Here is a 26,337-nt window from a genome sequence, read left to right on the forward strand (position 1 = left end):
CGAGAGGGCTGGGCAGGGATGGGGGTGTAGGGGGTCAGGTGGGGCGGCGTAGGTGGTGGAGGGCGGTGCGGCGGGCGGACCTGGCACCGGCCAGCAGGATTCGGGCGACGCGGGCGGTCGGGGTGCCGCTGAGCAGCGAGACGATCCGCCGCAGCCGCGTCAACTCGTGGTCGCGCTCGGCCAGCGTCCGTTCGTACCACTGCGCCAGGGCACGGGCCTCGCCCAGTTCCCGCGCCAGCTCGTCCCGGTCGATCAGCAACTCCCGCCACCCTCGTGCGGTGGTCTGCACACGGTCGTCGGCGAACGACTCCGGATCCCGCCCCGCCAGGACGGCCAGGGTGGCCGCCAGTTCACCGGACGGCAGGAGGTGCGCCAGCCCGGCATCGGCCGTCCGGGCCGCCAACCGGTGCAGCACCCGCACCGACCCGGCCTCCCGCAGCTCGACCCCCGCCGACCCGGCCGCCACGACGGCGTGCCAGGCGCCGTCAGGTGCGACCACCACCTGGTCCGCCGGCACGTCCGCCACCGCACCGGCCTGCCAGCCGGTGAGCAGCGCACGCAACCCGGGCAGATCCCGCCGGGCCGTCGCGGTCAAGGCCAGGTCCTCGACGGTACGCCCCGACGGCACCACCGTCCCGTCGGCGAACCGCCATCCGACGGCCGGACCACGGCGGACCTCTCGACGCTGACCGTCCCGCATCAGCACCCCCGCCGGAGGCCGACCCTCGACCTGATCGGTGACCTCGTCGGACAGGTCCGAAGTGGAGTCGGCGGCGGCCAGGCGCTCGGCCAGCACCACCCAGCCGGGGGCCGACTCCGTGGCACCCCCGTGCCGGACGGCCAACGCCGTCAGCCGGGCCGGATCGGCGAACGGCGGCACCGGGATCGGCCGGTCCGAATCGGCGGCTCCGGTCGGCTGGGTCGTGCTCAGGGTGGCCTGGAGAAAGCCGGTCAGGTCGGCGTCGGCCAGCAGCTCGGACCCGAGCAGGGCGGTCGGCGTTCGCGGCGACGGAAAGGTGGCCCAGGTGCCGACGGTCCACAGGCCGGACGCGGCCAGCCGATCCCGCAGCCGGGGCAGACCGGCGGGACGGGTGTGGTCGTACTCGTCGTCCGGTGCGGCCCAGTCCGAGTCGGTGCGTGGCGGCGGCGGAAACGGCAACCGGTGCAGCCCGAGAGGGTTCTCCGCGCCGAGCAGCAGTCGGCCGGTGGGGCGCAGCATCGACGTCAGCAGGTCGAACAGGTCGGTCCAACTCAGCTCCGGCCCTTCCACCGAGGCGAGCCGCCCCAGCCCGTCCAGGGCCACCAGGTTGTCGTACTGCGGCGAGGCGGGCAGTTTCTCGGGGCTGCCGCAGCACACCTGCACTTCCGGCCGATCGGCGTACCGGACGGCCAGCGTCTCGGCGTCCGCCAGTCCGCGTACCAGAATCGTCAGGTCGGACGAGGGCACCACGTCGAGCAGGTCGGGATGGTGCGGTCCGACCACCAGGGTGCGTCCGCCGACGGCGGTCAGCAGCGCGGCCAGCGTGGGCCCGCCCACCGGGCCGGGCCCACGGGACCCATCGAGGTCGGACCAGCCGAGCATCTCGCCGCCGAGCAGCCGCGGGCTTCCGGGGGTCATGCCGAACTCCGATCGCCGGACGCCGCCCCCGCACCCCGCCGCGCGCCTGCGGCGGGCAGCGGGGCCGGTACGCCCGCAGGGACATCCGGCGGGGCCGGTACGGCGGCCGGCGTCGGCCAGCGGAACAGGTGGCGCAACTCGGCGGGGGTCAACAGGCGGTCGGCGCCCAACTCGGCGTCGGCGACCGCGCGCGCCACGGTGACGTCGACCCGGGGACCGTGCAGGTCGGCCCACTGGCGGCGGATGCGTTGCTGGCCGCCCCAGACGGGGGCCTCCCCGGCCAGTCGCATCGGGTCGCCGTACACGGCGGGCTCACAACCGGCCAGGACGCCGTAGAGGATCGCGCTGCACAGCCGGTTGGAGGCGACCCGTCGGTGCCGACGCAGTTCGGCGAGCTGCCGGCCGAGGAACGCCGGGTCCAGGTCGGTCCACCGGCCGCCCCGGTAGCCGTGGCAGACGACCCGGAACCCGGCCTGCTCGTAGTATCGGCGGACCCGCGTCGACCGGTACTCCTGCCAGTAGAGGCAGACCGTCACCGGACCCGGCTCCTCGGCCCGGATCTCGTCGACCAGCCGGCCGTGGTGGCCGAGGATCCGCTGCCCCTCCCAGCCGTGGAAGGGGTACCAGACGGTGCCCTCGCGCCGGGACGGTCCGGCGGGCGTCAGGGCGGCCAGGTACGCGAACGGCGCACCGAGGACGTACGTCCGCCGGTGCCCGAGGGACCAGGCGCGGCGGCGCGTCCGCTCGGACCAGAGGAACAGCGGGACCCCGGGTACGAACTCGTGGTCGGGGGCCATCCCGTCGCCGATGTTCCAGCCGTGTTGCAGGTAGCCGGGTATCCGGGGCGGCTCCCGGTCGTCGAGTCCGCAGTACCGGGCCAGCACGTGGGAGTGCCCGTAATAGTGGTTGGCGTGGTGCACGGTGTGGGTGTCCCTGGGGGGTGGCGGGGGCGTTCAGGCGGACGGTAACCAGCCCGCCTGAACGCCCGGCCACGACGAGGTGTCGCCCGGTGTTCCGTGCGCGATACGGATGGAGCCCCCGGCCGGGATCGAACCGGCGACATCCCGCTTACAAGGCGGGTGCTCTGGCCAGCTGAGCTACAGGGGCGTTGTTTCCCGGTCAGCATAGCGACCGACGTCTGCTTTTCCCGCTCGGCAGGGGTCCCGAGCACGGGAAACGTCAACATCCCGACCCGCAGGCGTCGATTCGTGTCCGACCGTGCCCGAGTGACCGGAATGCGAATGCTCTCAGTCCCATGCATCGTCCCGAACCTTGGCATCGCGGCGAAAGCCGTTTACCGTGCAGTGACACGGGCGACACCGGGGTTTTCCTCACGTCGTCCGTCGCGCCGGTCCGGGTCTCCCGTGCCGGTCGCTCCTTCACTCGGATCGTCCGGCACGTTCCTGCCGGTGAAAGGAAGCGCACCCCCTCATGGCTACGGTCACGTACGCGAAGGCGTCCCGGATCTACCCGGGCACCGAACGCCCGGCGGTCAACCAGCTCGACCTCCAGATCGGCGACGGGGAGTTCCTCGTCCTGGTCGGCCCCTCCGGTTGTGGTAAGTCCACCAGCCTGCGCATGCTCGCCGGCCTGGAGGACGTCGACGACGGCGCGATCTACATCGACGACCGGGACGTCACGCACCTCCCGCCGAAGGCCCGCGACATCGCGATGGTCTTCCAGAACTACGCCCTCTACCCGCACATGACGGTGTACGAGAACATGGCGTTCGCGCTCAAGCTGCGCAAGACCTCCAAGGCCGAGATCGACCGGCGGGTCAAGGAGGCGGCGGCGCTGCTCCAGTTGGAGGAGTACCTCAGCCGTAAGCCCAAGGCGCTCTCCGGTGGTCAGCGCCAGCGGGTCGCGATGGGCCGCGCCATCGTCCGGGAGCCGCAGGTCTTCCTCATGGACGAGCCGCTGTCGAACCTCGACGCCAAGCTCCGGGTGCAGACCCGTACCCAGATCGCCTCGCTGCAGGCCAAGCTCGGCGTCACCACCGTCTACGTGACCCACGACCAGGTCGAGGCCATGACCATGGGTCACCGGGTGGCGGTCATGCTCGACGGTGTGCTCCAGCAGGTGGACACCCCGCGTGCGCTCTACGACACCCCGGCCAACGTCTTCGTCGCCGGCTTCATGGGCTCGCCCGCGATGAACATCAAGACCGTGGCGCTCACCGAGCAGGGTGCGTCGTTCGCCGAGATGTTCGTCCCGCTGACCCGGGAGCAGGCCGAGGCGGCCCGCGCCGAGGGCGGCGACGGCAAGGTCACCGTGGGCTTCCGTCCGGAGGACTGCGACATCGTCAGCCCGACCGAGGGCGGCATGCCGGTCGTCGTCGAGCTGGTCGAGGACCTCGGTTCGGACGCCAACGTCTACGGGCACGCCGCCCTGGACGGTTCCTCCGAGCGGTTCGTGGTGCGTACCGACCGGCAGCACAGCCCGAACATGGGCGACACGATCTTCGTGAAGCCGCGTACCGGCCGCAGCCACGTCTTCCACGCCGCCAACGGCAAGCGGATCTGACGTAGCAACCGCGAAGGGGCGGTCCGCCGATGGCGGGCCGCCCCTTCCGCGTACTCCCGGGGTCTGGTGGGGGGGGAGGTCAGAGCTCGGCGGCGCGGCGGCGCGCCACCTCGGCGAGCGTCACCGCGGCGGCGACGCTCGCGTTGAGCGACTCCACCTCGGAGATCATCGGGATGCTGACGGTCAGGTCGCAGGTCTGGCCGACCAGGCGGGACAGCCCGCGCCCCTCCGAGCCGACCACCACGACCAGCGGGCCGACCGCAGCCGCCAGGTCGTAGAGGTCCGTCTCACCGTCGGCGTCCAGCCCGACGACCAGGAAGCCGGCGTCCTGGCACGCCTTCAGCGCCCGGGTCAGGTTGGTGACCTGCGCCACCGGCACCCGGGCCGCCGCACCGGCACTGGTCCGCCAGGCGGTCGCGGTGATCCCGGCGGCCCGCCGCTCGGGTACGAAGACACCCTGCGCGCCGAACGCGGCAGCCGACCGGATCACCGCGCCGAGGTTGCGCGGGTCGGTGACACCGTCCAGCGCCACCAGCAGCGGCGCGGTCTGCTCCACCGCGGCGGCGACCAGGTCCTCGAACGGCTGGTACGCGAACGGCGGCACCTGGAGGCCGACGCCCTGGTGCAGCACGCCCCCGGTCATCCGGTCCAGCTCGGCCCGGCTGACCTCCATGATCGCGATGCCCCGGTCGGCCGCGGTGCGGACGATCTCCTTCATCCGGTCGTCGACATCGATGCCCTGCGCGGTGTAGAGCGCGGTGGCCGGCACCTGGGCGCGTAGCGCCTCCAGCACCGGGTTGCGCCCGACCAGCAGCTCCGGCGAGTCCTTCGCCGGGTTCGACTTGCGCCCGGGCGCGACCCGGGGGCCACCGCGCGCGGCGGGCTGCCTACCCCGGGTCGGCTTGGCCGCCTGGGTGCCCCGACCGCCGCCCCGACCCCAGGTGGTGTCCTTGCTGCCGGGCGTACCGATCTTCGGGGCGCGCCCCTCCTCGGCCGCCGCCCGACGCTCCTTCTCCTGCTTCCAGGCGGTGCGTTGGGGCAGCTTCTCGGTGCCCGAGTAACCCTTGTGCCAGGGACGTTCGTCGGCCGGCAGGGTCCGGCCACGCCCGGCGAGGGAGTCCCGGTTCTTGCCGCCGGAGCCCTTCGGGGCTCCCGCCTTCGACGTCATCCGCCGGCCACGGCGTTGCGAATTGCCGGCCATCAGTCATGTTCTCCAATTGTCCAACGCGGGCCCTGCGGGGTGTCCTCGACCACCACACCGGCTCGCTTGAGTTGATCCCGCAGCGCGTCCGCGGCGGCCCAGTCCTTGCGGACCCGGGCCTGTGCGCGCTGTTCGAGGGCCAGGGCGACCAGGGAGTCGACCACACCACGGAGGTCGCTCGCCCGGGCACCACCCGTCCACACCGGGTCGAGCGGGTCGACGCCGAGGATATCCAGCATGGCCCGGACGTCGGCGAGCGTCGTGCGGACGGTCACATCGTCCGCGTCGGCCAACGCGGTGTTGCCGTCGCGCACCACGTCGTGCAGCACGGCCAGCGCGGCCGACGTGTTGAGGTCGTCGTCCATCGCCGCGGCGAACGCCGCCGGCACCGCGCCGACCTGGCCGACCCCGACCCGTTCCACGGCCCGCTGGACGAAGCCCTCGATCCGCCGGTACGCGACGGCCGCCTCCCGCAACGCGTCCTCGGAGTAGTCGATCCGGGAGCGGTAGTGCGCGGCCACGTAGTAGTAGCGCAGTTCGACCGGCCGCACCCCGAGCGAGGCGACGTAGGCCAGGTCGAGGGTGTTGCCCAGCGACTTGCCCATCTTGGTCCCGCCGATGCCGAGCAGGCCGTGGTGCACCCAGTACCGGGCGAACGGCAGGTCGGCGGCCTGCGACTGGGCCAGCTCGTTCTCGTGGTGGGGGAAGATCAGGTCCAGCCCGCCGCCGTGGATGTCGAACTCGGCGCCGAGGTAGCGCCAGCACATCGCCGAGCACTCGATGTGCCAACCGGGACGGCCCAGCCCCCACGGCGAGGACCAGTAGGCGTCGGTCGGCTCGTCCGGTTTCGCACCCTTCCACAGCGCGAAGTCACGCGGGTCCCGCTTGCCGCGTTCCGGGCCCTCGCAGGCGGAGAGCATGTCGTCCGGCGACTGGTTGGACAACGCGCCGTACGCCGACCAGGACCGCACGTCGAAGTAGACGTCCCCGGAGTCGTCGGTGGCCGGGTACGCGTGCCCCCGCTCGATCAACTCCGCGATGAGCTGGTGCATCTCCGGGATGTGCCCGGTGGCGCGCGGCTCGTAGGTCGGCGGCAGCACGTTCAACGCCCGGTACGCCTCGCCGAGCTTCAACTCGTTGGCGTACGCGATCGACCAGAAGGGCTGCGCCTGCTCCTGCGCCTTGACCAGGATCTTGTCGTCGATGTCGGTCAGGTTGCGGACGAAGGTGACCTCGAAGCCGGCGGCCAGCAGCCAGCGCCGTAACACGTCGTAGTTGACGCCGGAGCGGAGATGGCCGATGTGCGGCGGTGCCTGGAGGGTGAGACCACACAGGTATACCCCCACCTTGCCGGCTTCCCGCGGGACGAAGTCCCGCACCGATCGGGTGGCGGTGTCATACAGGCGTAGCGTCACCGTACAAGGGTAGCCGTCCGTCGTTTTCCGGGTCCGCCGGAGCCGGGTCGTACGCTGCTGGTCGTGGACTCCGCAGCGACGCCCGACATCGATCCGCCGGCACCCGCCGTACCCGGTGGCGAGACGTCGCAGACGCTGGACCGGGGCCTACGGTTGCTGCACCTGGTGGCGGAGGCGGCGGGCGGGCTGACGGTCACCGAGGCGGCGACCCGGCTGGGCATCGGTCGGGCGGCCGTCTATCGACTGGTCGGCCCGCTGGCCGGGCACGGCATGCTGCGCCGGGACGCCACCGGTCGGTTGCGCCTCGGCGCCGGTGTGCTGCACCTGGCCCGCCGGGCCCAACCGCTGCTCGCCGAGGGGGCACTGCCCGCCCTGCGTCGGCTGGCCGAGCAGGCCGGGGCAACCGCCCACCTGACCGTGGTGGAGGGCGGTGAGGGGGTGGCGCTGGCGGTGGTGGAGCCGAGTTGGACGTCGTTCCACGTGGCGTACCGGACCGGGTCCCGACACCCGCTGGAGCGGGGAGCCGCCGGGCAGGCCATCCTCGCCGGACGGGCCGGCGTCGCCGACCCGGTGAGCACCGCCGGTGAGCTGCAACCCGGCGCGTACGGGGTGGCCGCGCCGGTGCTCGGGGTGCCGGGGCTGGAGGCGAGCGTGGGGGTCGTCGCGCTGGCTCCGCTGGACGCCGAGGCGGTCGGTGCGCAGGTACTCGCCGCCGCCACCGCGATCGCCACCGCGCTGAGCTGATCCGGCGGCATACCACATCCCACGCCCTCGGTAGGCGTTGTCCACAGGCGGTCGTCCCGGTTGCCGTCGCGGTTGTCCACAGGGGTCGCCGGGGCGGTGGCACGGGCCGCAGGCTGCTCTCATGCCAGTTCGCACACAGCCACCGGATGCCCTGGCGTGGCAGGTCTTCCGCGGCTCGGACGTCGTCCGCCGAGGTCTGCTCACCGCCCACCAACTCCGCAACTCCGCCTGGATCCGACTGCGGCACGACGTCTACGCCGACGCCCGACTCGACCGGGACCACACCCTGGCCTGCCGCGCGGCGGCCCTCCAACTGCCCGCCGGGGCGGCCGTCGCCGGGCCGTCCGCGGCCTACCTGCACGGCGTCGGGCACGCCGCCGACTTCGACCAGGCCGTCCACGTCCTGGTGCCGACCCGGGCCGGGCTGCGCAGCCAGCGCGGGCTCCAGGTGCACACCGAGTCCCCGCAGTCGCTGGCCCGGCTGACGATCAAGGGCACCCCGCCGCACACCGACACCGCCCGAGCCGCCTGGGAGAGCGCGGTGTGGCTGGAGCCGAGTCGCTCGGTCGGCATCGTGGACGCGCTGCTGGGCCGAGGGCTGACCACCACGGCGGCGTTGGCCGAGGTGGCGGGCGCGAACGACGACCGCCCCGGCGGACGCCGGGCGCGCTGGGTGTTCGACCTGGCCGACCCGGCCGCGCAGTCTCCCGACGAGTCGCGGCTGCGGGTCGGGTTGGTGCTGGCCGGGCTACCACGCCCGGTGGCCCACCATCCGGTGGGCCTGCCCGGCGGCGTGGTGCTGCGACCCGTCCTGTCCTGGCCGGAGCAGCGGGTGGCGGTGGAGTTCGACGGTCAGCGGCTCTATCCGCTGGCCGGGGCGGGTTGGCTGATACGGCACGTCACCGGCCGGCGTCTGCACCAGGATCTCCCCGGGGTCGCCCGCGAGATCCGCGCCGCACTCCTCGACGGGGGCCTGCGTCGGTGACGGGGCAGAACGGGGGACGGCCCGGCCGGGGGCAACCCGGCCGGGCCGTCTGTTCGCCCGTCGAGGGCGGGTGTCCTATCCGGTCACCGGCGCAGCGGCGCGGTCACCGCCGCGTACGCGTCGATGATGCCGTGGCCGTAGAAGCCGTTGAAGTCGACCGAACCGTCACAGTAGGCGTCGAACTCGGCCGGCCGCCCCTCGTTGGTGTAGGTCTGCAACCGCGGCTCGGGGCAGGCCCGCTCGGTGGCGGTCCGGAGCAGGTGCTTCTCGACCAGCTTCGGGGCCAGACCGAAGTCGCCCCGGCCCTGCGGCTTGCCGTACCTGCTCACGATGAGCGCAGCCACGCCGGAGGCGTGCGGAGCGGCCATCGAGGTGCCCTGGAGGTACGTGTAGTAGCCGCACTGCCCGTTGGCCTTGCACTCCTTGAACACGAAGGTCTCGGCGCCCGGCACGATGTTGCCGGCCTCGTCGACCGTCCCCTCCTCCTGGAGCACCTTCTTGGGATAGGTGGAGAGGATCATGTTGGCGTCGGTGCGGAACGTGTCGGTGCCGAAGCCGTCCCGGAACCACCCACCCGGCGCGGCCACCGCCGTATGCTCGGTGCCGTAGTTGGAGTAGTCGGCCTTCTTGCCGGACGGGCCGACCGAGGACACGCTGATCACGTGCGGCCCCTCGGCGGGCAGGTCCCAGCAGCTCTCGTTGTCGATCTCCCGGGGGTACGGCGCCACGTCACCGTAGTTCGGGCTGGACACGTCGGTACGCGGGTCGCCCAGGTCCTCGTGGTTGTTGCCGAGCGCGCCGACCAGCGTGACGCCCCGGTTGTGGGCGTACGTCAGAGCCCGCTTCATGGCACGGATGGTGGCCCGCTGCGCCGCCTGCGCCTCCGGCGAGTCGGCCGGGTTGGCCGTGCAGTTGTAGAGCCACGGGTCGACGTAGAACGACATGTTCACCACGTCCAGGCCCGAGCGGCCGGCGTGCAGCAGCGCGTTGACCACCGGGTTCAGGAAGAAGTACCCGGAGTCCTGGCCGCCCTTGAGGTTGACCAGGGAGACCTTCGGAGCGACGCCGGACAGGCCGAATCCGTTGGCGGCGGCGCCGATGGTGCCGGCCACGTGCGTACCGTGCCCGCCGTCGTCGGTGCCGACCGGGTCGAGGCAGCTCGGCACCTCGCACTCCCCGTCGATCTCGGGAATGTCCGGGGCGAAGTTGCGCGACAGTGCCCAGTTGAAGTTCGGCGCGATGTCCGGGTGGGCGGCGTCCACGCCGGTGTCCAGCACGCCGACGGTCACCCGGCGGTCGCCGGGCTCGATCTTGCGTGCCTTGTCGGCCCGGATCATCTCCAGGCCCCACAGCTTGTCGTCGAGCGGGTCCAGCTTCTTGCCCCGCTGCTTGCCGGCCCCCTTCGCGGCGGCCACGGCCAGCAGGTTCTCCTGCTCGACCCGGTCCAGCTTCGGCTTGCGGCCGATCGCCTTCTGCTCGGCGGCACCGATCAGGGCGGCGGCAGCCGTCGCCTTCGTCGCGAAGTCGGCCCGGTCGCTGGTCACCTGGAACACGCCGACCTCGTCGGTGCGGGACACCACGGTCCCGCCGGCCGACCGGATCGCGGCGAGGGCCGCGTCGGCGGAGTACCCGTCCTCCGCGACCACGGTGAACGTCCGGACGGTCGTCGGCTCGGCGCTGGCCGGCACGCCCAGACCCGTCACCGTGATTGCCAGTGCCGCCGCGGTCGCGACGACACCGACGGTGAAGCGCTTGCTCACCACATCGAATCCTCTCTTTGAGGGACGTGGCGTCATCAGACATCAACGCATGACGTTTCGCCAGACCGGCGTCGGTAACGCGGCGGAAGTTCCGCTTCGCCGGAAAGGCCGACCAGGACGGCAGGCAGCTCCGCAAGCATGGACACTGTCGCGTCCTACGTGAGGGCCGGCTCCGCCGCCTTCGTCTGATCCGCGGCGGCGGGTGCGCGCAGTTCGTCGACGCGGACCAGGGCCACCCCGGCGACGATCAACGCGCCGCCCAGCAGTTGCACGACCGTCGGCAGTTCACCCAGCACCAGCCAGGCGATCAGCACCGCGAACATCACCTCGGTGAGCCCGACGAAGGAGGCCATCCGGGCACCCAGGACACGGGCCGCGGCGATCCCGGCCAGGTAGGCGACCACCGCCGCCACCAGCGCGAGGCCGACGATCGGCACCAGCCAACTCGTCTCCTGTCCAGCGAACTCGACCGTGCCGAAGCTGGCCCGCAGCGGTAGCGCGCCGAGCAGGCCGAGCACCAGCAGCGCACCGGCACCGACGGCCATTCCGCCGCTGGCCATGACCACCGACGGCAATGCGGCGTCGACCCGGCCGGCCAGTACGAAGTAGCCGGCCAGACCGACCGCCGCGCCCAACCCCCAGAGCACCCCGATCGGGTCGAGTCGCCCGGCTCCGGTGAGGTCGAGCACGAAGAAGAGACCGGCGAGGGCCGCCGCCGAGCCGGCCACGGTCAGCCGGCGGGGTCGCTGCCCCTGGACCAACCAGGTCCACCCGACGACGAGGATGATGCCGAGGTACTCCAGCAGCAGCGCGACACCGACCGGCAGATAGCGGACCGCGTTGAAGAAGCAGACCTGGGCGAGCGCCACCCCGAGCAGCCCGAAGACGCCGATCGAGCCGATGTTGCGGCGGAGCACCGTCCACCGGCCTCGCAGCACGAGCAGTGCCGGCCCGGCCAGCACCAGGGCCGCGATGCCGACCCGGGCGGCGACGACCGCCTCGGCGGACCAGCCCTCGTTGATCAGCGAACGGGCGAAGGTGCCCGACGTGGCGAACGTGACGGCGGAGAGCAGAGCCAGGGCGAGCCCGGCCCCCGCGACGGGGGAATGACGCATCGACTCTCCTTGGCACGGTCGCCCGCCATGGGCAAACTAGTCTTACGCCGATGACGCTAAAGCGGGGCCACGACAGGAGTCAAGTTGCTTTTCGCCCATGACACCGAATGTTCGCTGACCGCCGCCGCCGCGCTGGTCAACACCGACGGACGGGACGGCGACAAACTGCCCGACGTCGCCGCGCTGGACGCCTTCTACGTCACCCACTCCTACAGCGGTCGGCACGAGCACAGCGAGGCCGAACTCCGCGCGGTACGCGCCCTGCGTCCCCGCCTGCGACGATTCTGGTCCGCCGACGTCGACGAGATCGTCGAGATCGTCAACGGGCTGCTCCGCGAGCACCGCGCCCTGCCGCAGCTCATCACGCACGACGACGAGCCGTACCACCTGCACGCCGTCCCCCGCGACGCCCCGCTGGCCACCCGGATGGCGGTCGAGGCCGCGATGGCGATCGCCGACGTGGTCCGCGGCGGCGAGCTACGCCGACTGCGGACCTGCGATCACCCCGACTGCGACAACGTACTCGTCGACCTGTCGAAGAACCGGTCCCGCCGGTTCTGCGAAGCGGGCTGCGGCAACCGCGCCGCCGTCAGCGCCTACCGCGCCCGAAAGGCCGCCGCCCGCTCCTGAGGTGACCCGACCCCGAGCCGTTCATCGCCCGCCCGCCGTCCTCGGGAGCAAGGTCACGCTCGGGAGCAAGGTCACGCTCGATCCAGGATCAAGTGGTTATCGCGGGCGACCGATGCCACTCGATCCCGGATCGAGCATGATCTTGGTCCCGAGACACACGGAGCCGACGGGACCACTGCCGGGGCGATGGCATATCCGACTCAGCTCGAAAGGACGCCGCGCCTGTCCCGACCCGCCCGACCGACCTGGTTCCGCAGCACCCGCCGCAATCAACGGCCGATCCCCCTCGCGCCCCGACACCGTCGGGTCTGGCGTGGGCTGCGCCGCTACTGCTCCTGTGGCCTGCGCTGGCGCACCTGCCCGGACCGGCACGCCCCGGTGCCGACCGAGCCGACCGCCGCGCCGCCGCCGAACCGTCCCTCGTGGGCCCAGGCCGCCGTGGCCCAGGCCGCCGTGGCGAACCCGCAGTTCGGCAGGGCCGGCAGGCGCACGCTGACACAGTCCTGGCGGGCCGACGGCGGCCAGTGGTGACCGGCTCGTCGGTGCCGGTCACGCCGGTCCGCCCGCACCTGGCGTTGCGTCCGCTGTGGCTCTGCCGGGTCTGCGCCGCACCCTGGCCCTGCGCCACCGCGCGGCCCGCCCCTCGTCGCCGAGTACGCCCACGACCGCGTCGCGCTCAGCGTCTACCTGTGTGCGGTGCTGCACGACGCCACCGCCGACCTGTACCGCCTGAATCCGGACGACGGACCGACTCCAGCGGCACTCTTCGCCCGCTTCCTCGCCTGGGTGCCGCGCGGTCAACCTGACCGTGACCAGCCTGACCCGTGACACACCCCCGGCCCGTGACCGGCGCCCCCGCAGAGGTCCACGCTCAGGGGTGGGTCATCCGGAGCAGGTCGAGCGCCTCGTCCAGTTGCGTCTCGCTGAGTTTGCCGGACTCGACGTGGCCCCGCGAGATCACCACCTCCCGGATGGAGATCTGCTTCTCCAGCGCCTCCTTCGCGATCGAGGCGGCCTCGTCGTACCCGAGGTGGCGGTTGAGCGGGGTGACGATCGACGGCGAGCCCTCGGCGTACGACAGACAGACCTCGGCGTCCGCGACCAGGCCGACCACGCAGCGGTCGGCGAGCAGGCGGCTCGACGCGGCGATCAGCCGGATCGACTCCAGGAGGTTGCGGCCCATCACCGGCAGCATGACGTTCAGTTCGAAGTCGCCCTGCGAACCGGCGAAGGCCACCGTGGCGTCGTTGCCGACGACCTGCGCGCAGACCTGCCGAACCGCCTCGCAGACCACCGGGTTGACCTTGCCCGGCATGATCGAGGAGCCCGGCTGGAGGTCGGGTATACGCAGCTCACGCAGGCCGGCACGCGGGCCGGAACCCATCCAGCGGATGTCGTTGGCGATCTTGTAAAGCCCCACCGCGACGGTACGCAACTGGCCCGACGTCTCCACCAGCGCGTCGCGGGCGCCCTGCGCCTCGAAGTGGTTCCGCGCCTCGCTCAGCGGCAGCCCGGTCGAGTCACGCAGCTTCTCGATCACGCGGGCGGCGAATCCGAGCGGCGTGTTGATGCCGGTGCCCACCGCCGTACCGCCCAGCGGCAGCTCGGCCAGCCGGGGCAGCACGCCCTCCACCCGGTCTCGGCCATAGCGGATCTGGGCGGCGTACCCGCCGAACTCCTGCCCGAGGGTGACCGGCGTGGCGTCCATCAGGTGGGTACGCCCGGCCTTGACCACGGTCTCGAACTCCGACGCCTTCGCCTCCAGCGCGGCGGCCAGGTGGTCCAGCGCCGGCAGCAGATCCCGTACGACGGCCTCGGTGGCCGCCAGGTGGATCGAGGAGGGGAAGACGTCGTTGCTGGACTGCGAGGCGTTGACGTCGTCGTTGGGGTGGACGGCGTCGCCCAGCTCCCGCCCGGCGAGCGTGGCGATCACCTCGTTGGTGTTCATGTTGGACGACGTGCCGGAGCCGGTCTGGAACACGTCGACCGGGAACTGGTCGTCGTACCCGCCGTCGGCCACGTGCGCGGCGGCGGCGGCGATCGCGGCGGCCACGTTCCCGTCGATCACGCCCAGATCCCCGTTGACCTCGGCCGCCGCGCCCTTGATCTGCGCGAGGGCGCGGATCTGCGCCGGCTCGATCCCCCGGCCCGAGATCGGGAAGTTCTGCACCGCCCGCTGCGTCTGGGCCCGCCAGAGCGCCTCGGCGGGCACCTCCACCTCGCCCATCGAGTCGCGTTCGATCCGGTAGCCCGTGGTCTCCGTGTTCGTCACGCGTTCCATCCTGCCCCGCAGACAGCGGACGTGCAGATGATCGCGGCAGCGCGGTCAGCGGCGACCGATGCTGAGGACCGGCTTGGTCACCTCGGCGAAGAAGTCGTTGCCCTTGTCGTCGACCACGATGAAGGCCGGGAAGTCCTCCACCTCGATCTTCCAGACCGCCTCCATGCCGAGTTCCGCGTACTCCAGGACCTCGACGTGCTTGATGCAGTCCTGGGCGAGCCGGGCCGCCGGCCCACCGATCGAGCCCAGGTAGAAGCCGCCGTGCTGCTCACAGGAGCGGGTCACCTGGGTCGACCGGTTGCCCTTGGCGAGCATCACCATCGAGCCGCCGGCCGCCTGGAACTTCTCCACGTACGCGTCCATCCGCCCGGCCGTGGTCGGACCGAACGAGCCGGAGGCGTACCCCTCCGGGGTCTTCGCCGGACCGGCGTAGTAGACGGCGTGGTCGCGGAGATACTGCGGCATCGACTCGCCCGCGTCCAGCCGCTCGGCGATCTTCGCGTGCGCGATGTCGCGGGCCACCACCAGCGGGCCGGTCAGCGACAGACGCGTCTTCACCGGGTACTTCGACAGCTCGGCCCGGATCTCGTCCATCGGGCGATTCAGGTCGACGCGGACCACCTCGGTGGCATCCAACTGCGCCTCGGTGACCTCGGGCAGATAGCGGGCCGGGTCGGTTTCGAGTCGCTCCAGCCACACACCCGACGGGGTGATCTTCGCGACCGCCTGACGGTCCGCCGAGCAGGACACCGCGATCGCCACCGGGCAGGACGCGCCGTGTCGGGGCAGCCGCACCACCCGCACGTCGTGGCAGAAGTACCGCCCACCGAACTGCGCGCCGATGCCGAAGTTGCGGGTCAGCTCCAGCACCTCGGCCTCCAACTCCAGGTCCCGGAAGCCGTGCGCGGTCATCGAGCCGGAGGTGGGCAGCGCGTCGAGGTACTTGGCGCTGGCGTACTTGGCGGTCTTGAGGGCGTACTCGGCGCTGGTGCCGCCGATCACCACCGCCAGGTGGTACGGCGGGCAGGCCGAGGTGCCGATCAGCCGCAGCTTCTCGTCCAGGAACTGCATCATCCGCGTCGGGTTCAGCAGCGCCTTCGTCTCCTGGTAGAGGTACGACTTGTTGGCCGAGCCGCCCCCCTTGGCCATGAACAGGAACTTGTACGCGTCTGGGTGCCCGTCCGGGTCCTCCGCGTACAGATCCACCTGGGCCGGGAGGTTGCTGCCGGTGTTGCGTTCCTCCCACATGGTGAGCGGGGCGAGCTGGGAGTAGCGCAGGTTCAACCGCGTGTACGCCTGCCACACGCCGCGCGAGATCGCCTCGGCGTCGCTGCCGTCGGTGAGCACGTGCCGCCCACGCTTGCCCATCACGATCGCGGTACCGGTGTCCTGGCACATCGGCAGCACCCCGCCGGCCGCGATGTTGGCGTTACGCAGCAGGTCGAGCGCCACGAACCGGTCGTTCGGCGACGCCTGCGGGTCGTCGACGATCGACCGCAACTGGGCCAGGTGCGCCGGCCGCAGGAAGTGCGCGATGTCGTGCATCGCCTCGGCGGTCAACGCGGTCAGCGCCGCCGGGTCCACGGTCAGGAACCGCCGACCACCGGGACCGTTGACGACGTCGACGCCCTCGTCGGTGATCAGGCGGTACTCCGTCTGGTCGGGACCGGTCGGCAGCAGGGGGGCGTACGAGAAATCCACAGCACCGCTCATGACGACGCTCCGCTTCGCTCCGCGCCACCATGAGGCACCGCCGCACTGCGCTGATGATTCGCTCGCTGGCGCTCGCTCATGACGACACTCCGCTTCGCTGCGTGTCGCCATGAGGCCATCACCGCACCGAGTTGATGATTCGCTCGCTGGCGCTCGCTCATGACGGCAAAGCCTAGGGCAGACGGGTCGATCATTCCCACCCGCCGGGTGGGGTGGTGGGGCGTCGCACTCATCCGCCCCGGTTACCGGCTCACTTGCCGGGATCGGGGGCGGCGCAGAGTTCGTTCTTGGGGCCGCAACTGTCCTGGGGTTGCGGCCCCTGGCCGCTGCCGGCGGGACCGGGTACTCCCCCGTCACCGTCGCGCGCCGGGCCGCCCGTGGCACCGAAGCGGACGTACCCGATCTCGCGGCCCTCGCCGATCACCATGCCGGCGGGGCCGACCGCGAGGGCGTTGGCGGAGGTCCGCAGCACGGCCAGTTCCCGACCGGTACGCGGATCGAGCGCCACCAGCCGGTTCGGCTTCTCGTCGGCGAGTACCGCCGCGTACTGGGTCAGCGCGGCACCCGTCTTCTGCCCGGCGGGCCGGTTCCACCTGGTCCGGTCGGTGCCGAGTTCCCGGCCGGAGACGGTCTCCCCGTCGGCGGTCCGCACCACGCCGTACCGGTCGTCGACGGCGAGTACCCGCTCCCCCTCGGCGGCCACCAGCAGCAGCCGTCCGTCGTAGCCGTCGAGAACCGTCTCCCGGCCGTCGGGCGCGACCCCGATCAGCACGTTGCGGGCACCGTACGGGTCCTCCCGCTGCACGCAGCCCGCGCTGTCGGCGGTCCGCAGGTTGATCCCGGACCGCCGCCACGCCTCCTGACCGGTGGCCGGGTCACGTCCGGTGATGGCGAAGTAGCAGTTGCCGTCCTGTGAGCGGGCGGCGACGTGCAGCAGACGCCCACCGATCACCGCCAGCCGCTCGTCCCGGCCGGGCTCGACGTTCTGCAACACCCGTCCGGTGGCGGTGTCGACCACGTGCACCCGGCCGTCGACCGGGAACCCGAGCAGCGGTGGCACCGACTCCGGGCCGGCCACCTCCTCATGGATGCGGTTGGCGCTGAGGCGACGGGTGTCCAGCAGGTTCGGGTTGTCGGCGAGCAGACCACTGCTGACGCCGGGCAGGAACGCCGTCCAGATCGGGGCGGTGCCGCGCGGATCCCAGGCGCTCAGTGTGCAGTCGGTGGCCTCCACGCACCGCGCGTCGAGCAGCATGTTCCGGTACGTCCAGACGGCCACCGCGTCGGCGTCGCGTCGGCGCGTCACACCGGTGCTGGGGTCGAGGACCTCGTACCCCTTGACCAGCAGTTTGCCCACGGCGACGACGGACTCCGGGCCGACGCCCGCGACCGCGCTCCAGTCGGCCTTGCGTTCCCAGAGCTGCGAGCCGGTGGCCAGGCTGCGGGCCTCGACGCGGGTGCGCTGCTCGACGACCACCGCCTCGCCGGCGATCGTGACGCTGCGCGGGGTGCCGCCGATGCGCTGCTGCCACTGCACGTCCGGGGAGGAGATGGGCTGACGCCGGTTCACCCAGTCCCACATCGTGGGGAACGGATTCCACACTCCGGTCGCGGCGAGCGCCACCACCGCGGCCAGCCCGAGCAGCAGGCCGCCACGCACGCCGAGCCCGCTGCCCTTCGCCACCGGATCACGGTAGCCACCCGCGCTCTGAACCGCCCGCACCGCCCCGCGTGTCGTGAAAGGAAGGGCACCTTGTTAACGGCTCCGGTGGTAAAGGGGTCCCTTCCTAACTGCTCGCGGCGACCTCACACGACCGCCTCACGCGGCGACCCGACGCGTGCGGCCCGTCGGGGCGAGCACCGGCCACAGGACCAACGTCGCCGTCGCCGACGCGGCACCGGCCAGCGCCATCACGAGGCCCGGCGCGAGCACCTCGCTGAGCGCGCCCGCGCCCGCCGCAGCCAACCCCTGCATCGCCATCATGCCGGTGCTGACCAGCCCGAACGCCTGCCCACGCCGCCCCTCGGGCACCGCGTCGAGGAACCGCCGGGCCAACCCGAGCTGGTAGGCGAAGCCCGCGGTGGCCACCGCGAACAGCGCCGCCGCCGGCACCAACGACGGCCGGGCCACGAACGCGAGCATCGGTACGCCGAGCAGCAGCGCGAGCCAGGGCGTCCACCGCTCCCGCCGGGCCGGTGCCACGAACCGCCCCACCAGCAGGTCACCGACGAGCATGCCGCCCGCACCGGCCATCAGCAGTACGCCCGCGCTGGCGCCCGGACCCAGGTCGGCCGCGTACGGCACGGCCACCCCCTCCGCGCCCACCAGCAGCGAACCGGGCAGCCACTGGGCGAGCAGCAGTCCCCGGATCCGGCGATCGGCGAGCAGGCTCCGGTTGACCCGCAGGGTCTCGCGTACCGCCCCGCGTGCCGGCTTGTCGGTCGTCGGGGCGTACTGGATGCGGGCCGGGCGTCGGGTGAGACCGACCCGCACCAACAGCGCCGAGAGCCCGCAGGTGACTGCGGTCAACCAGAGCGCACCGTACGGGCCGACCAGCCCGAGCAGCAGTCCGCCGACCGCGAACCCGGCCACCTGGGTCCCACCGGAGGCGACCGAGAGCAGCGAGCGCCCCAGCACGTACGCGTCGCCGTGCAGCACCTCGGGCAGAAGCGCGGTGCGGGCGGCGTTGCTGACCGGGCCGAACAGGGCCACCACCGCGACCAGCCCGAGCATGGCCGACGGGGATAGCGCTCCGACGGCGAGCACCGCCACCATGGCCATCCGGAGCAGGTCGTACCCGACCATCATGGCCCGGGCCGGCCACCGGTCGGCCAGCGCCAGCAGGAACACCCCGCCCAGGGCGTGCGGCAGGAACCCGGTCACGTACGCCAGGGCAGCCAGCAGTCCGGAGCCGGTGCGCTCGTAGACCAGCACGGACAGGGCGAGCATCTTCACCGTCTCGCCGATCATGAAGACGCTGAAACTCGCGAAGATCACCCGGAACTCGGCGACGGCGAAGGCGTCCCGGAACGTCGCGGGCCGGTCGGCAGCAGCCTGAGCTGCGGTGGCACTGGTGCTGTTCACGTCGGCAAGCTTCGTGGTCCGGCCGGGCGGGCTCTATCCTTTCGCCAGGAGGCGAAAGGTCATGGGCATGCGGATCGAGGTGACCCCGGCCGACCTGGCGGCGAGCCGGTTCGCCATCTCGCCACTGGGTGAGACGGCCTCCGCGCTGCGGCTGCTGGCCGGGCTGAACAGCGCCCCCGGGCTCATCCCCTGGGTGGCCCGGCAACGGCCGGTGTACGAGCGACTACGGCGCGACCTGCCGGAGGTCGGTGCACTGCTGGCGCTGATGCGCCGGGGCGGCTACAACGCCGACTTCATCCATCCGCCACCGGCGGACACCGCCCAGGACTTCGCCGACGAACTAGCGGTGGTCCGGGCCACCCCGCTCGCCCAGGCGCGCGACGAACTGGCCCGCAACCTCGTCGCCCCGCACACCACACCCCCCGGGTACGCCCGCCGGATCTACCGGTCGCCGAACGTGGTGGATCTGCTCGCGGACGCGATCGAGGCGGCTTGGACGACGCTCGTACAGCCGGACTGGCCCCGCCTGCGGGCAGTGCTGGAACGCGACCTGCTGCACCGGGCGGGCCGGCTGCTCGCGTACGGCTGGGGTGCGGCGGTGGCGGACCTGGACCCCCGGATGCGCTGGGTGCCCGGCGGCGACGTGGGCACCATCGAGGTCGACGACCCGCACCAGGAGGAGACACACTCGCTGGCCGGGCGGGGCCTGCTCTTCGTACCCACCGTCTTCGGCATCCTGATCAAATACCTCGAACCGCCCTGGCCGTTCGCGATCGTCTACCCGGCCTACGGTGCGGCGGAACTGCTCGGACCGCCCGACCCGAGCCGCCCCGACGACGTGCTGGACCGCCTGGTCGGACGGTCCCGGGCGGCGGTGCTGCGGGCGCTCGCCCTGCCCGCCACCACCAGTCAGCTCGTCGCCCAACTCGGGCTGAGCCTGGGCGGGGTGGGTGACCACCTGACCGTGCTGCGCGAGGCCGGCCTGGTCAGCCGGGTGCGTTCCGGCCGCGCCGTCCGCTACCGACGCACCCCGCTCGGCGACGCCCTCGCCGAACGCTGAGGATGTAAGCAGGGGTCCCTTCCTAAACACCAGGCGTTAGCAGGGGTCCCCTCCTTACACAGCGGCGGAGCGGACCAGCGGGAGGACGCGGTACGGGATCTGCTCGGCGAGCGCGATGATCGTCGAGGCGCGGGTGATCCCCTCGTACGCCACGATCTGGTCGATGACCCGCTGGAGGTCGGTGTTCGAGCGGGCCACGATGCGGCAGAGCACGTCACCCGAGCCGGTGATGGTGTGCGCCTCCAGCACCTCGGGGATCGCCGCGAGGTGACGGGTCACCGGGTCGTGCCCGAGCCGCTGGCTGATCTCCAGCGTGACGAAGCTGGTCACCGTGAAACCGAGGGCGGCGGGCCCGAGGTCCGGCCCGAAACCGGTGATCACGCCCCGGCCGACCAGCTTGTCCATCCGGGCCTGGACGGTGCCCCGGGCGACCTGGAGTCGACGGGAGCACTCCAGCACACCGATCCGGGGTTCCGCCGCGAGCAGCTCGATCAGTCTGGCGTCCAACGCGTCGAGCTGTACAACCTGCCCAGGGTTCATGTGGAAACACCATACCGTTTGCGCAACCTGACCAGCGTAGGCGGAGTGTGTTGCCCAGTGAGCCCGGTCACCGCGATGCTCGTAGCAGCAGACGACCCCGTCGGCCCACGAGGCCGGCCGGTACGCAAGGGAGGCCACCACCATGACCCAGGCGATCGACCGACCCCAGTCGACCGAGGAGGTCGACGTCGACGCGCTCGTCGGCGCTGTCGACCACGACACCAGCAAGGACCCGTTCCCGGTCAAGGGCATGGATCACGTGCGCTTCCTGGTCGGCAACGCCAAGCAGGCCGCGCACTACTACTCCACCGCGTTCGGCATGACCTGCGTGGCCTACCGGGGCCCGGAGCAGGGCTACCGCGACCACGCCGAGTATGTGCTGACCAGCGGTTCGGCCCGGTTCGTGCTGACCGGCGCGGTACGGCCGGACGCCACCGGCACCGAGCACGTCGCCCGGCACAGTGACGGTGTCTCGGACATCGCGCTGGAGGTGCCGGACGTGGACGCCGCGTACGCGCACGCCACCGCGCAGGGCGCCACCGGGCTCGCGGAGCCGCACGACGTCACCGACGAGCACGGCACCGTACGGCTGGCCGCCATCGCCAGCTACGGCGACACCCGGCACACCCTGGTCGACCGTTCCCGGTACTCCGGCCCGTTCCTGCCCGGGTTCGTCGCCCGTAAGCCGATCGTGGACCGGCAGCCGATGATCGACGCCGGGGTGCAGCCGAAGCGCTTCTTCCAGGCGGTCGACCACGTGGTCGGCAACGTGGAGCTGGGCCGGATGGACGAGTGGGTCGAGTTCTACCGGCGGGTGATGGGCTTCACCAACATGGCGGAGTTCGTCGGCGACGACATCGCCACCGACTACTCGGCACTGATGAGCAAGGTCGTCGCGAACGGCACCCGGAAGGTGAAGTTCCCGCTCAACGAGCCGGCGATCGCCCGGAAGAAGTCGCAGATCGACGAGTACCTGGAGTTCTACCAGGGCCCGGGGGCCCAGCACATCGCCGTCGCCACCAACGACATCCTGGCCAGCGTCGACGCGATGCGCGCCGCCGGCGTGGACTTCCTGGAGACGCCGGACTCGTACTACGACGACCCGGAGCTGCGGGCCCGCATCGGCGAGGTGCGGGTGCCGATCGAGGAGCTGAAGTCCCGCAAGATCCTGGTCGACCGGGACGAGGACGGCTACCTGCTCCAGATCTTCACCAAGCCGGTGCAGGATCGCCCGACCGTCTTCTTCGAGCTGATCGAGCGGCACGGCTCGCTCGGTTTCGGCAAGGGCAACTTCAAGGCGCTCTTCGAGGCGATCGAGCGGGAGCAGGACAAGCGCGGCAACCTGTAACACTGTCCAGCGTGACCCAGCCTCCCGCGCACCCGTCGCCGGCCGGTGGGCCTACGCCCCCGGCCGGCGGCGCACCGCCGCCCCTCGGCCCGCCGCAACCGATTCCGCCCCAGTACACACCGCCGGGCCACTCGCCGCCCGGCTATCCGCCACCGCCCGGCTGGTCGGGTCCGCCTGGACCGCAGCAGCCGGGCGCGGGCTGGCCGGGTCCGCCCGGACCGCAGCCGCCGCCCGGCTGGACGCCGGGTGTGGCGCCACCGGTACTCGGACCGGGCGGGCAGCCGCTGGCCGGCTTCGGTGACCGGCTGGCCGCGTACATGATCGACTCGCTGGTCGCCGGTGCGGTGCTGCTGGTGTTCTTCGTGCCGGCCTTCCTCTACGTCTGGTTCCGGATGTTCAGCGCGCTGACCCGGACGAACCCGGACGGCACCCTGGTCGAACCGGACCCGGGGAACATCGTCACCAACTTCCTGCTGCCACTCCTGCTGCTCCAGGCTGGTCTCTTCGTGGCGATGTTCGCGCTGTACTGGGTCTACCACGTGGAGTACCTGATCCGGAACGGCGGGCAGAGCGTCGGCAAGCGGGTGATGAACCTGCGGGTGGTGATGCTCGACCCGACGCACACCCTGGACCGCCGGGCGGCAGGTAGGCGGTACCTCGTGCAGTTCGTCGGCGGGTCCCTGGTGCCGGGCGGCAGCTACCTCGACGGGCTCTGGCAGTTGTGGGACAAGCCCTGGCAGCAGTGCCTCCACGACAAGTTCGCCGGGACCGTCGTCGTTAAGGTGTCGAGGTGAACGAGCGCAGCGAGGCCGCGACGTGAGCGTGGCACCCGGTTGGTACGTCGACCCCGCCGACCCCGAGACCCGCAGGTACTGGGACGGTGAGGGTTGGATCGGCGCGCCCATCCCGGTGGACGCCACCCCACCCGAGGGCCCACCCCCACCGGAACCCGAGCCGACGCCCGAACCCGCGCCGGCGACCCCGGCCGCCGGGCCCGGCTCGTCGACCGGCACACCCACCGAGCCGGGCCCGCAGACCACCTGGCCCGGCCAGCCCGGCGGCACGCCCGGAACACAGCCAGGCCAACTCGGCGGCACCACCGAACAACCCGGCGGCCACCCCGGACAGCAGCCGGGCTGGCCGCCCGGCTCGGGACCGCCGCCGGGCTGGCCGTATCCGACCTGGCCCGGTCAGCTACCCCCACCCCGGCCGCACGGGCTGCCGCTGGCCTCGTTCGGTGCCCGCTTCGGCGCCCGACTGATCGACTTCGGCATCGTCTTCCTGCTCAACGTGTTCGTCAACGGGATCTTCGTCTATTGGCTGGCGCAGGCGTACGCCACGCCGCTCAACGAGTTCTGGCGGCGGGTGGAGGCGCAGGACCGCACCACCGACCCACTGCCCCCGGCCGGGGATCAGGCCGGTTCGCTGGTGGTGGTGATCCTGCTGCTCGCCACCGCGCTGTGGTTGGCGTACGAGGTTCCGGCGATGGCGGCCAACGGGCAGACCTTCGGCAAGCGGCTGCTCCGGGTCAAGGCGGTGCCGGTCGAGGCGGACGCACCACTGGGCTTCGCCCGGGCCCTGCGCCGCTGGAACACGCTCGGCCTGCCCACCCTGCTCTGGTACTGCTGCGGCCTCGGCCTGGTGCTCCAGTTGATCGACTCACTCTCGCCGCTCTTCGACCACCCGCTACGGCAGGCCCTGCACGACAAGCGGGCGCAGACCGTGGTGGTCCAGCTTCCCCGCACCCCTGACGACCGCAGCCCCGACGACCGTGCCGACACATCGGGAGACACCCCATGACCGACACCGGACGACAGCCGGCACCCCGGTTGACCCGCGCCGACCTGGACGCACTGCCCAACTACGTACCCGGACGCAGCCCGGCCGACCTGGCCCGCGAGCTGGGTCTGCCCGAGGCCATCAAGCTGGCCAGCAACGAGGTGCCGTACGGCCCGCTCCCCGGGGTGGTGGAGGCGGTCGCCGAGGCGGTCGCCGGTACGCACCGCTACCCGGACATGGGTGTCGTCGCGCTGCGTCAGGCGCTGGCCGACCGGTACGGCGTGAACCCGGACCGGATCGCGACCGGCTGCGGCTCGGTGGCGCTGGCCGAGCACCTGGTCCGGGCCACCTGCCTGCCCGGTGACGAGTTGGTCTACTCGTGGCGCTCCTTCGAGGCGTACCCGATCATCGCGGCGACCAGCGGCGCGACCAGCGTGCAGGTGCCCAACGCGGCCGGGCACGGGCACGACCTGTCCGCGATGGCCACGGCGGTGACCGACCGGACGCGGATGATCCTGGTCTGCAACCCGAACAACCCGACCGGTACGGCGGTCCGCCGGGCCGAGCTGGACCGTTTCCTGGACGCGGTACCGGACGACGTGCTGGTGGTCATCGACGAGGCGTACCGGGAGTTCGTCACGGACCCGGAGGTGCCGGACGGGTTGACCTACGCCGACCGGCCGAACGTGGCGGTGCTGCGCACCCTGTCCAAGGCATGGGGCCTGGCCGGTCTGCGGATCGGTTTCCTCGTCGCGCAGCCGCAGGTGGCGGCGGCGGTACGCAAGGTCGTCACGCCGTTCTCCACGAGCATGGCGGCGCAGGCGGGCGCGCTGGCCGCGTTGGCCCAGGCCGACGAGGTGCAGCGACGGTGTGCGCTGGTGGTGGCCGAGCGGGACCGGGTCACCGAGGCGCTGCGCAAGTTCGTCCCGGACGTGCCGAGCAGCCAGGCGAACTTCGTCTGGTTGCCGTTGGGCGAGCGGGCGGTGGCGTTCGGCAAGGCGTGCGAGTCGCGGGGCGTGATCGTCCGGCCGTTCGCGGGTGACGGGGTGCGCGTGACCATCGGTACTCCGGAGGAGAACGACGCCTTCCTGGCCGCCGCCGAGTCCACGCTGGGCTGAGCCACGAGCGGTGCCGGGCCGGTCCGCCATCCCCCAGCGGACCGGCCCGGAAGCCCACCGAGAGCATACGTAACTTTTGTCCGATTTGCCCGAGACTCGCTAGCGCCCGCCGACTCAGGTCGCCGCCAGCACCAGCGGCTCCGAGGTGAGGAAGTAGCGCTGGTCGTCGGCGTCCGGGGCGGGCGGCGGCCGGAGCCGCTCCAGCGCCAGATAGCCCCCGCTCGCGTACGCCGCGCCAGGCGTCCAGCCGACCCCGTCGGCGCCCACGTTCAGCACGAAACGGGACCGTTCGGCACCGGTGGCCGGGTCGACGGTGATCAGGTCGTTGGTCTCGGTGACCAGGTGCACCCGGTCGGCCTGGACCGCCACGATCCGGACCGTCCCGAGGTCGGTGCGTCGCCAGACCTCCTCGCCGTCGCGGGCGGACCCGCCGGTGACCACGCCGTCCGCCGCCCGGACGACCCACTCGCCGGTCAGCTCGGCGTCGGACGGATCGAGCGCGGGCACGGCCACCGGGCCGTCGGCGGCCAGCAACCAGCCGCGTCCGCCGTCGTCGCTCGGACCGGTGACGCGCAGACCACCGCAGCGGACGCCCTCGGTGACGCAACCGACCGGGGTGACGCTCCACTCGGCCGTGACACCCGGCGGCTGCCACCGGTCCACCGGCTCACCGCTGCGCACGTCGCGGAACTCGACCACCGCCGGGCCCGCACAGCGGTCCACCGCGGCGAACCGACCGGTCGAGGTGGTACCGACGTCGGTGCGGCATGCGCCGTCCACCTCCGTGGACCAGAGTTCCCGGCCATCGTCGAACGCGAAGGCGGCGAGGCGCTCCGGCCCGGACACCACGAGCGTCGGCGGGTCGCCGGTCCCGGTGTGGAACAGGCCCGCCGGGCTCCAGACCGCACCGGCGCCGGTGCGGCGCGCGGTCCACCCCTCGGCGGGCGCCGGGCCGTCGACCTGCCAGGCCACCTGTCCGGTACGCGCGTCCAGCGCCACCAGCTTCCCGTCCGACCAGTGGCTCACCACCGTGGTCCCGGCCGCCACGACCCCGCTCACCTCGGCGGGCCAGCGCCGGTACGACCAGTACGGCGTGCCCCGGTGCCGGGCGTCCACCGGCCCGTCGGCGTACACCTGGCGCTGTGCCGCGTACACGCGGAGGCGCCCGTCGACGATCAACGGTGCCACCGGCAACCGGCCGACCACCCCGGCCTCCCGGACGGCGGCGGCCGGGTACTCACCCCGCGCGGTCGTGCTGACCTCGGCCGGAGCGAGTACGCGGTACGCGGTGATCGCGGTGACCGCGACCATGACCGCCACGGACACCACCGCCACGATCCGTCGCCGGCCCGTCGTCAACGCCATCCCGCACCTCCGACCGGCACCCTATCCAGCCGGGCTGAGTGCGCCGGGGGACGGTCC

General features: G+C 72.3%; 22 protein-coding genes, 1 tRNA gene and 1 pseudogene. 11 read left to right on the forward strand and 13 right to left on the reverse strand.

What is annotated here, in order from left to right:
* Positions 1-34 precede the first annotated feature (34 nt).
* From ACQVFL_RS27715 to ACQVFL_RS27725, 3 genes are all read right to left on the reverse strand, one after another.
* Entirely contained in the window at positions 35-1,618 is a 1,584-nt protein-coding gene (locus ACQVFL_RS27715) for a hypothetical protein (RefSeq protein ID WP_431727910.1), read from the reverse strand.
* A complete protein-coding gene (locus ACQVFL_RS27720; protein ID WP_396689888.1) occupies positions 1,615-2,538 on the reverse strand; it encodes a hypothetical protein in 924 nt (307 codons plus the stop codon). The genes ACQVFL_RS27715 and ACQVFL_RS27720 overlap by 4 nt, the downstream gene beginning before the upstream one ends.
* 110 nt (positions 2,539-2,648) lie before the next feature.
* A tRNA-Thr gene (locus ACQVFL_RS27725) sits at positions 2,649-2,725 on the reverse strand.
* A gap of 324 nt (positions 2,726-3,049) precedes the next feature.
* Here ACQVFL_RS27725 and ACQVFL_RS27730 point away from each other — a divergent pair.
* Complete coding sequence (locus tag ACQVFL_RS27730) at positions 3,050-4,141, forward strand: ABC transporter ATP-binding protein (RefSeq protein WP_396689886.1); 1,092 nt, start codon at positions 3,050-3,052, stop codon at positions 4,139-4,141.
* A gap of 79 nt (positions 4,142-4,220) precedes the next feature.
* On the opposite strand, the gene rlmB is transcribed toward ACQVFL_RS27730, so the two are convergent.
* Positions 4,221-5,342, reverse strand: a complete 1,122-nt coding sequence (gene rlmB / locus ACQVFL_RS27735; protein WP_396689884.1) for a 23S rRNA (guanosine(2251)-2'-O)-methyltransferase RlmB — start codon at positions 5,340-5,342, stop codon at positions 4,221-4,223.
* On the reverse strand, positions 5,342-6,757 hold the full coding sequence (gene cysS / locus ACQVFL_RS27740; RefSeq protein WP_396689882.1) for a cysteine--tRNA ligase: 1,416 nt from the start codon (positions 6,755-6,757) through the stop codon (positions 5,342-5,344). Before cysS ends, rlmB begins: the two co-directional genes overlap by 1 nt.
* A gap of 63 nt (positions 6,758-6,820) precedes the next feature.
* Between cysS and ACQVFL_RS27745 the strand changes: the two genes are divergently transcribed.
* Positions 6,821-7,501: an IclR family transcriptional regulator gene (locus tag ACQVFL_RS27745; protein WP_396689881.1), complete on the forward strand. Its 681-nt coding sequence runs from the start codon at positions 6,821-6,823 to the stop codon at positions 7,499-7,501.
* 121 nt (positions 7,502-7,622) lie between these two features.
* Positions 7,623-8,486 carry a hypothetical protein gene (locus ACQVFL_RS27750; protein ID WP_431727911.1) on the forward strand — a complete coding sequence of 288 codons (864 nt, stop codon included), beginning with the start codon at positions 7,623-7,625 and terminating at the stop codon, positions 8,484-8,486.
* 83 nt (positions 8,487-8,569) lie between these two features.
* Here the strand turns inward: ACQVFL_RS27750 and ACQVFL_RS27755 are convergent, their stop codons facing one another.
* Together ACQVFL_RS27755 and ACQVFL_RS27760 are read right to left on the reverse strand one after the other, a co-directional pair.
* A complete protein-coding gene (locus ACQVFL_RS27755) occupies positions 8,570-10,246 on the reverse strand; it encodes a S8 family serine peptidase (RefSeq protein WP_431727912.1) in 1,677 nt (558 codons plus the stop codon).
* Between the two features lie 155 nt (positions 10,247-10,401).
* Entirely contained in the window at positions 10,402-11,361 is a 960-nt protein-coding gene (locus ACQVFL_RS27760; protein ID WP_431727913.1) for an EamA family transporter, read from the reverse strand.
* 84 nt (positions 11,362-11,445) lie between these two features.
* On the opposite strand from ACQVFL_RS27760, the gene ACQVFL_RS27765 reads away from it, so the two are divergent.
* From ACQVFL_RS27765 to ACQVFL_RS27775, 3 genes and pseudogenes are all read left to right on the forward strand, one after another.
* Positions 11,446-11,991 carry a CGNR zinc finger domain-containing protein gene (locus ACQVFL_RS27765; protein WP_396742074.1) on the forward strand — a complete coding sequence of 182 codons (546 nt, stop codon included), beginning with the start codon at positions 11,446-11,448 and terminating at the stop codon, positions 11,989-11,991.
* 186 nt (positions 11,992-12,177) lie between these two features.
* Entirely contained in the window at positions 12,178-12,522 is a 345-nt protein-coding gene (locus ACQVFL_RS27770) for a hypothetical protein (RefSeq protein WP_431727914.1), read from the forward strand.
* A gap of 11 nt (positions 12,523-12,533) precedes the next feature.
* Positions 12,534-12,819 (forward strand): annotated as a pseudogene (locus tag ACQVFL_RS27775) (hypothetical protein).
* Between the two features lie 43 nt (positions 12,820-12,862).
* Here the strand turns inward: ACQVFL_RS27775 and ACQVFL_RS27780 are convergent.
* The 4 genes from ACQVFL_RS27780 to ACQVFL_RS27795 form a co-directional block, all read right to left on the reverse strand.
* Positions 12,863-14,263, reverse strand: coding sequence for a class II fumarate hydratase (locus ACQVFL_RS27780; protein ID WP_431727915.1), 1,401 nt, complete (start codon positions 14,261-14,263; stop codon positions 12,863-12,865).
* 54 nt (positions 14,264-14,317) lie between these two features.
* Entirely contained in the window at positions 14,318-15,985 is a 1,668-nt protein-coding gene (locus ACQVFL_RS27785) for a fumarate hydratase (protein WP_396689870.1), read from the reverse strand.
* Between the two features lie 250 nt (positions 15,986-16,235).
* Positions 16,236-17,669: a PQQ-binding-like beta-propeller repeat protein gene (locus ACQVFL_RS27790; protein ID WP_431727916.1), complete on the reverse strand. Its 1,434-nt coding sequence runs from the start codon at positions 17,667-17,669 to the stop codon at positions 16,236-16,238.
* Positions 17,670-17,804: 135 nt separating this feature from the next.
* Positions 17,805-19,070, reverse strand: coding sequence for an MFS transporter (locus ACQVFL_RS27795; RefSeq protein ID WP_431727917.1), 1,266 nt, complete (start codon positions 19,068-19,070; stop codon positions 17,805-17,807).
* Between the two features lie 67 nt (positions 19,071-19,137).
* Between ACQVFL_RS27795 and ACQVFL_RS27800 the strand changes: the two genes are divergently transcribed.
* Positions 19,138-20,130, forward strand: coding sequence for a helix-turn-helix domain-containing protein (locus tag ACQVFL_RS27800; RefSeq protein WP_431727918.1), 993 nt, complete (start codon positions 19,138-19,140; stop codon positions 20,128-20,130).
* A gap of 54 nt (positions 20,131-20,184) precedes the next feature.
* Here ACQVFL_RS27800 and ACQVFL_RS27805 read toward each other — a convergent pair whose 3' ends face one another.
* Positions 20,185-20,670: an Lrp/AsnC family transcriptional regulator gene (locus ACQVFL_RS27805; protein ID WP_396689863.1), complete on the reverse strand. Its 486-nt coding sequence runs from the start codon at positions 20,668-20,670 to the stop codon at positions 20,185-20,187.
* A gap of 142 nt (positions 20,671-20,812) precedes the next feature.
* Here ACQVFL_RS27805 and hppD point away from each other — a divergent pair, with 142 nt between their 5' ends.
* The 4 genes from hppD to hisC are packed head-to-tail and all read left to right on the forward strand — an operon-like array spanning position 20,813 to position 24,915.
* Complete coding sequence (gene hppD, locus ACQVFL_RS27810) at positions 20,813-22,018, forward strand: 4-hydroxyphenylpyruvate dioxygenase (RefSeq protein WP_431727919.1); 1,206 nt, start codon at positions 20,813-20,815, stop codon at positions 22,016-22,018.
* 11 nt (positions 22,019-22,029) lie between these two features.
* Positions 22,030-22,812 carry an RDD family protein gene (locus tag ACQVFL_RS27815; protein ID WP_431727920.1) on the forward strand — a complete coding sequence of 261 codons (783 nt, stop codon included), beginning with the start codon at positions 22,030-22,032 and terminating at the stop codon, positions 22,810-22,812.
* 22 nt (positions 22,813-22,834) lie between these two features.
* The gene (locus ACQVFL_RS27820; protein ID WP_431727921.1) at positions 22,835-23,818 is read left to right on the forward strand and encodes an RDD family protein; all 984 of its coding nucleotides are present in this window, start codon (positions 22,835-22,837) and stop codon (positions 23,816-23,818) included.
* Positions 23,815-24,915 (forward strand): histidinol-phosphate transaminase, encoded by a 1,101-nt coding sequence (hisC, locus tag ACQVFL_RS27825; protein ID WP_431727922.1) that lies wholly within the window; start codon positions 23,815-23,817, stop codon positions 24,913-24,915. The genes ACQVFL_RS27820 and hisC overlap by 4 nt, the downstream gene beginning before the upstream one ends.
* Before the next feature lie 114 nt (positions 24,916-25,029).
* Here hisC and ACQVFL_RS27830 read toward each other — a convergent pair whose 3' ends face one another.
* A complete protein-coding gene (locus ACQVFL_RS27830; RefSeq protein WP_431727923.1) occupies positions 25,030-26,280 on the reverse strand; it encodes a PQQ-binding-like beta-propeller repeat protein in 1,251 nt (416 codons plus the stop codon).
* Positions 26,281-26,337 lie beyond the last annotated feature (57 nt).

The organism is Verrucosispora sp. TAA-831 (genome assembly GCF_050780145.1).
GTDB lineage: Bacteria > Actinomycetota > Actinomycetes > Mycobacteriales > Micromonosporaceae > Micromonospora.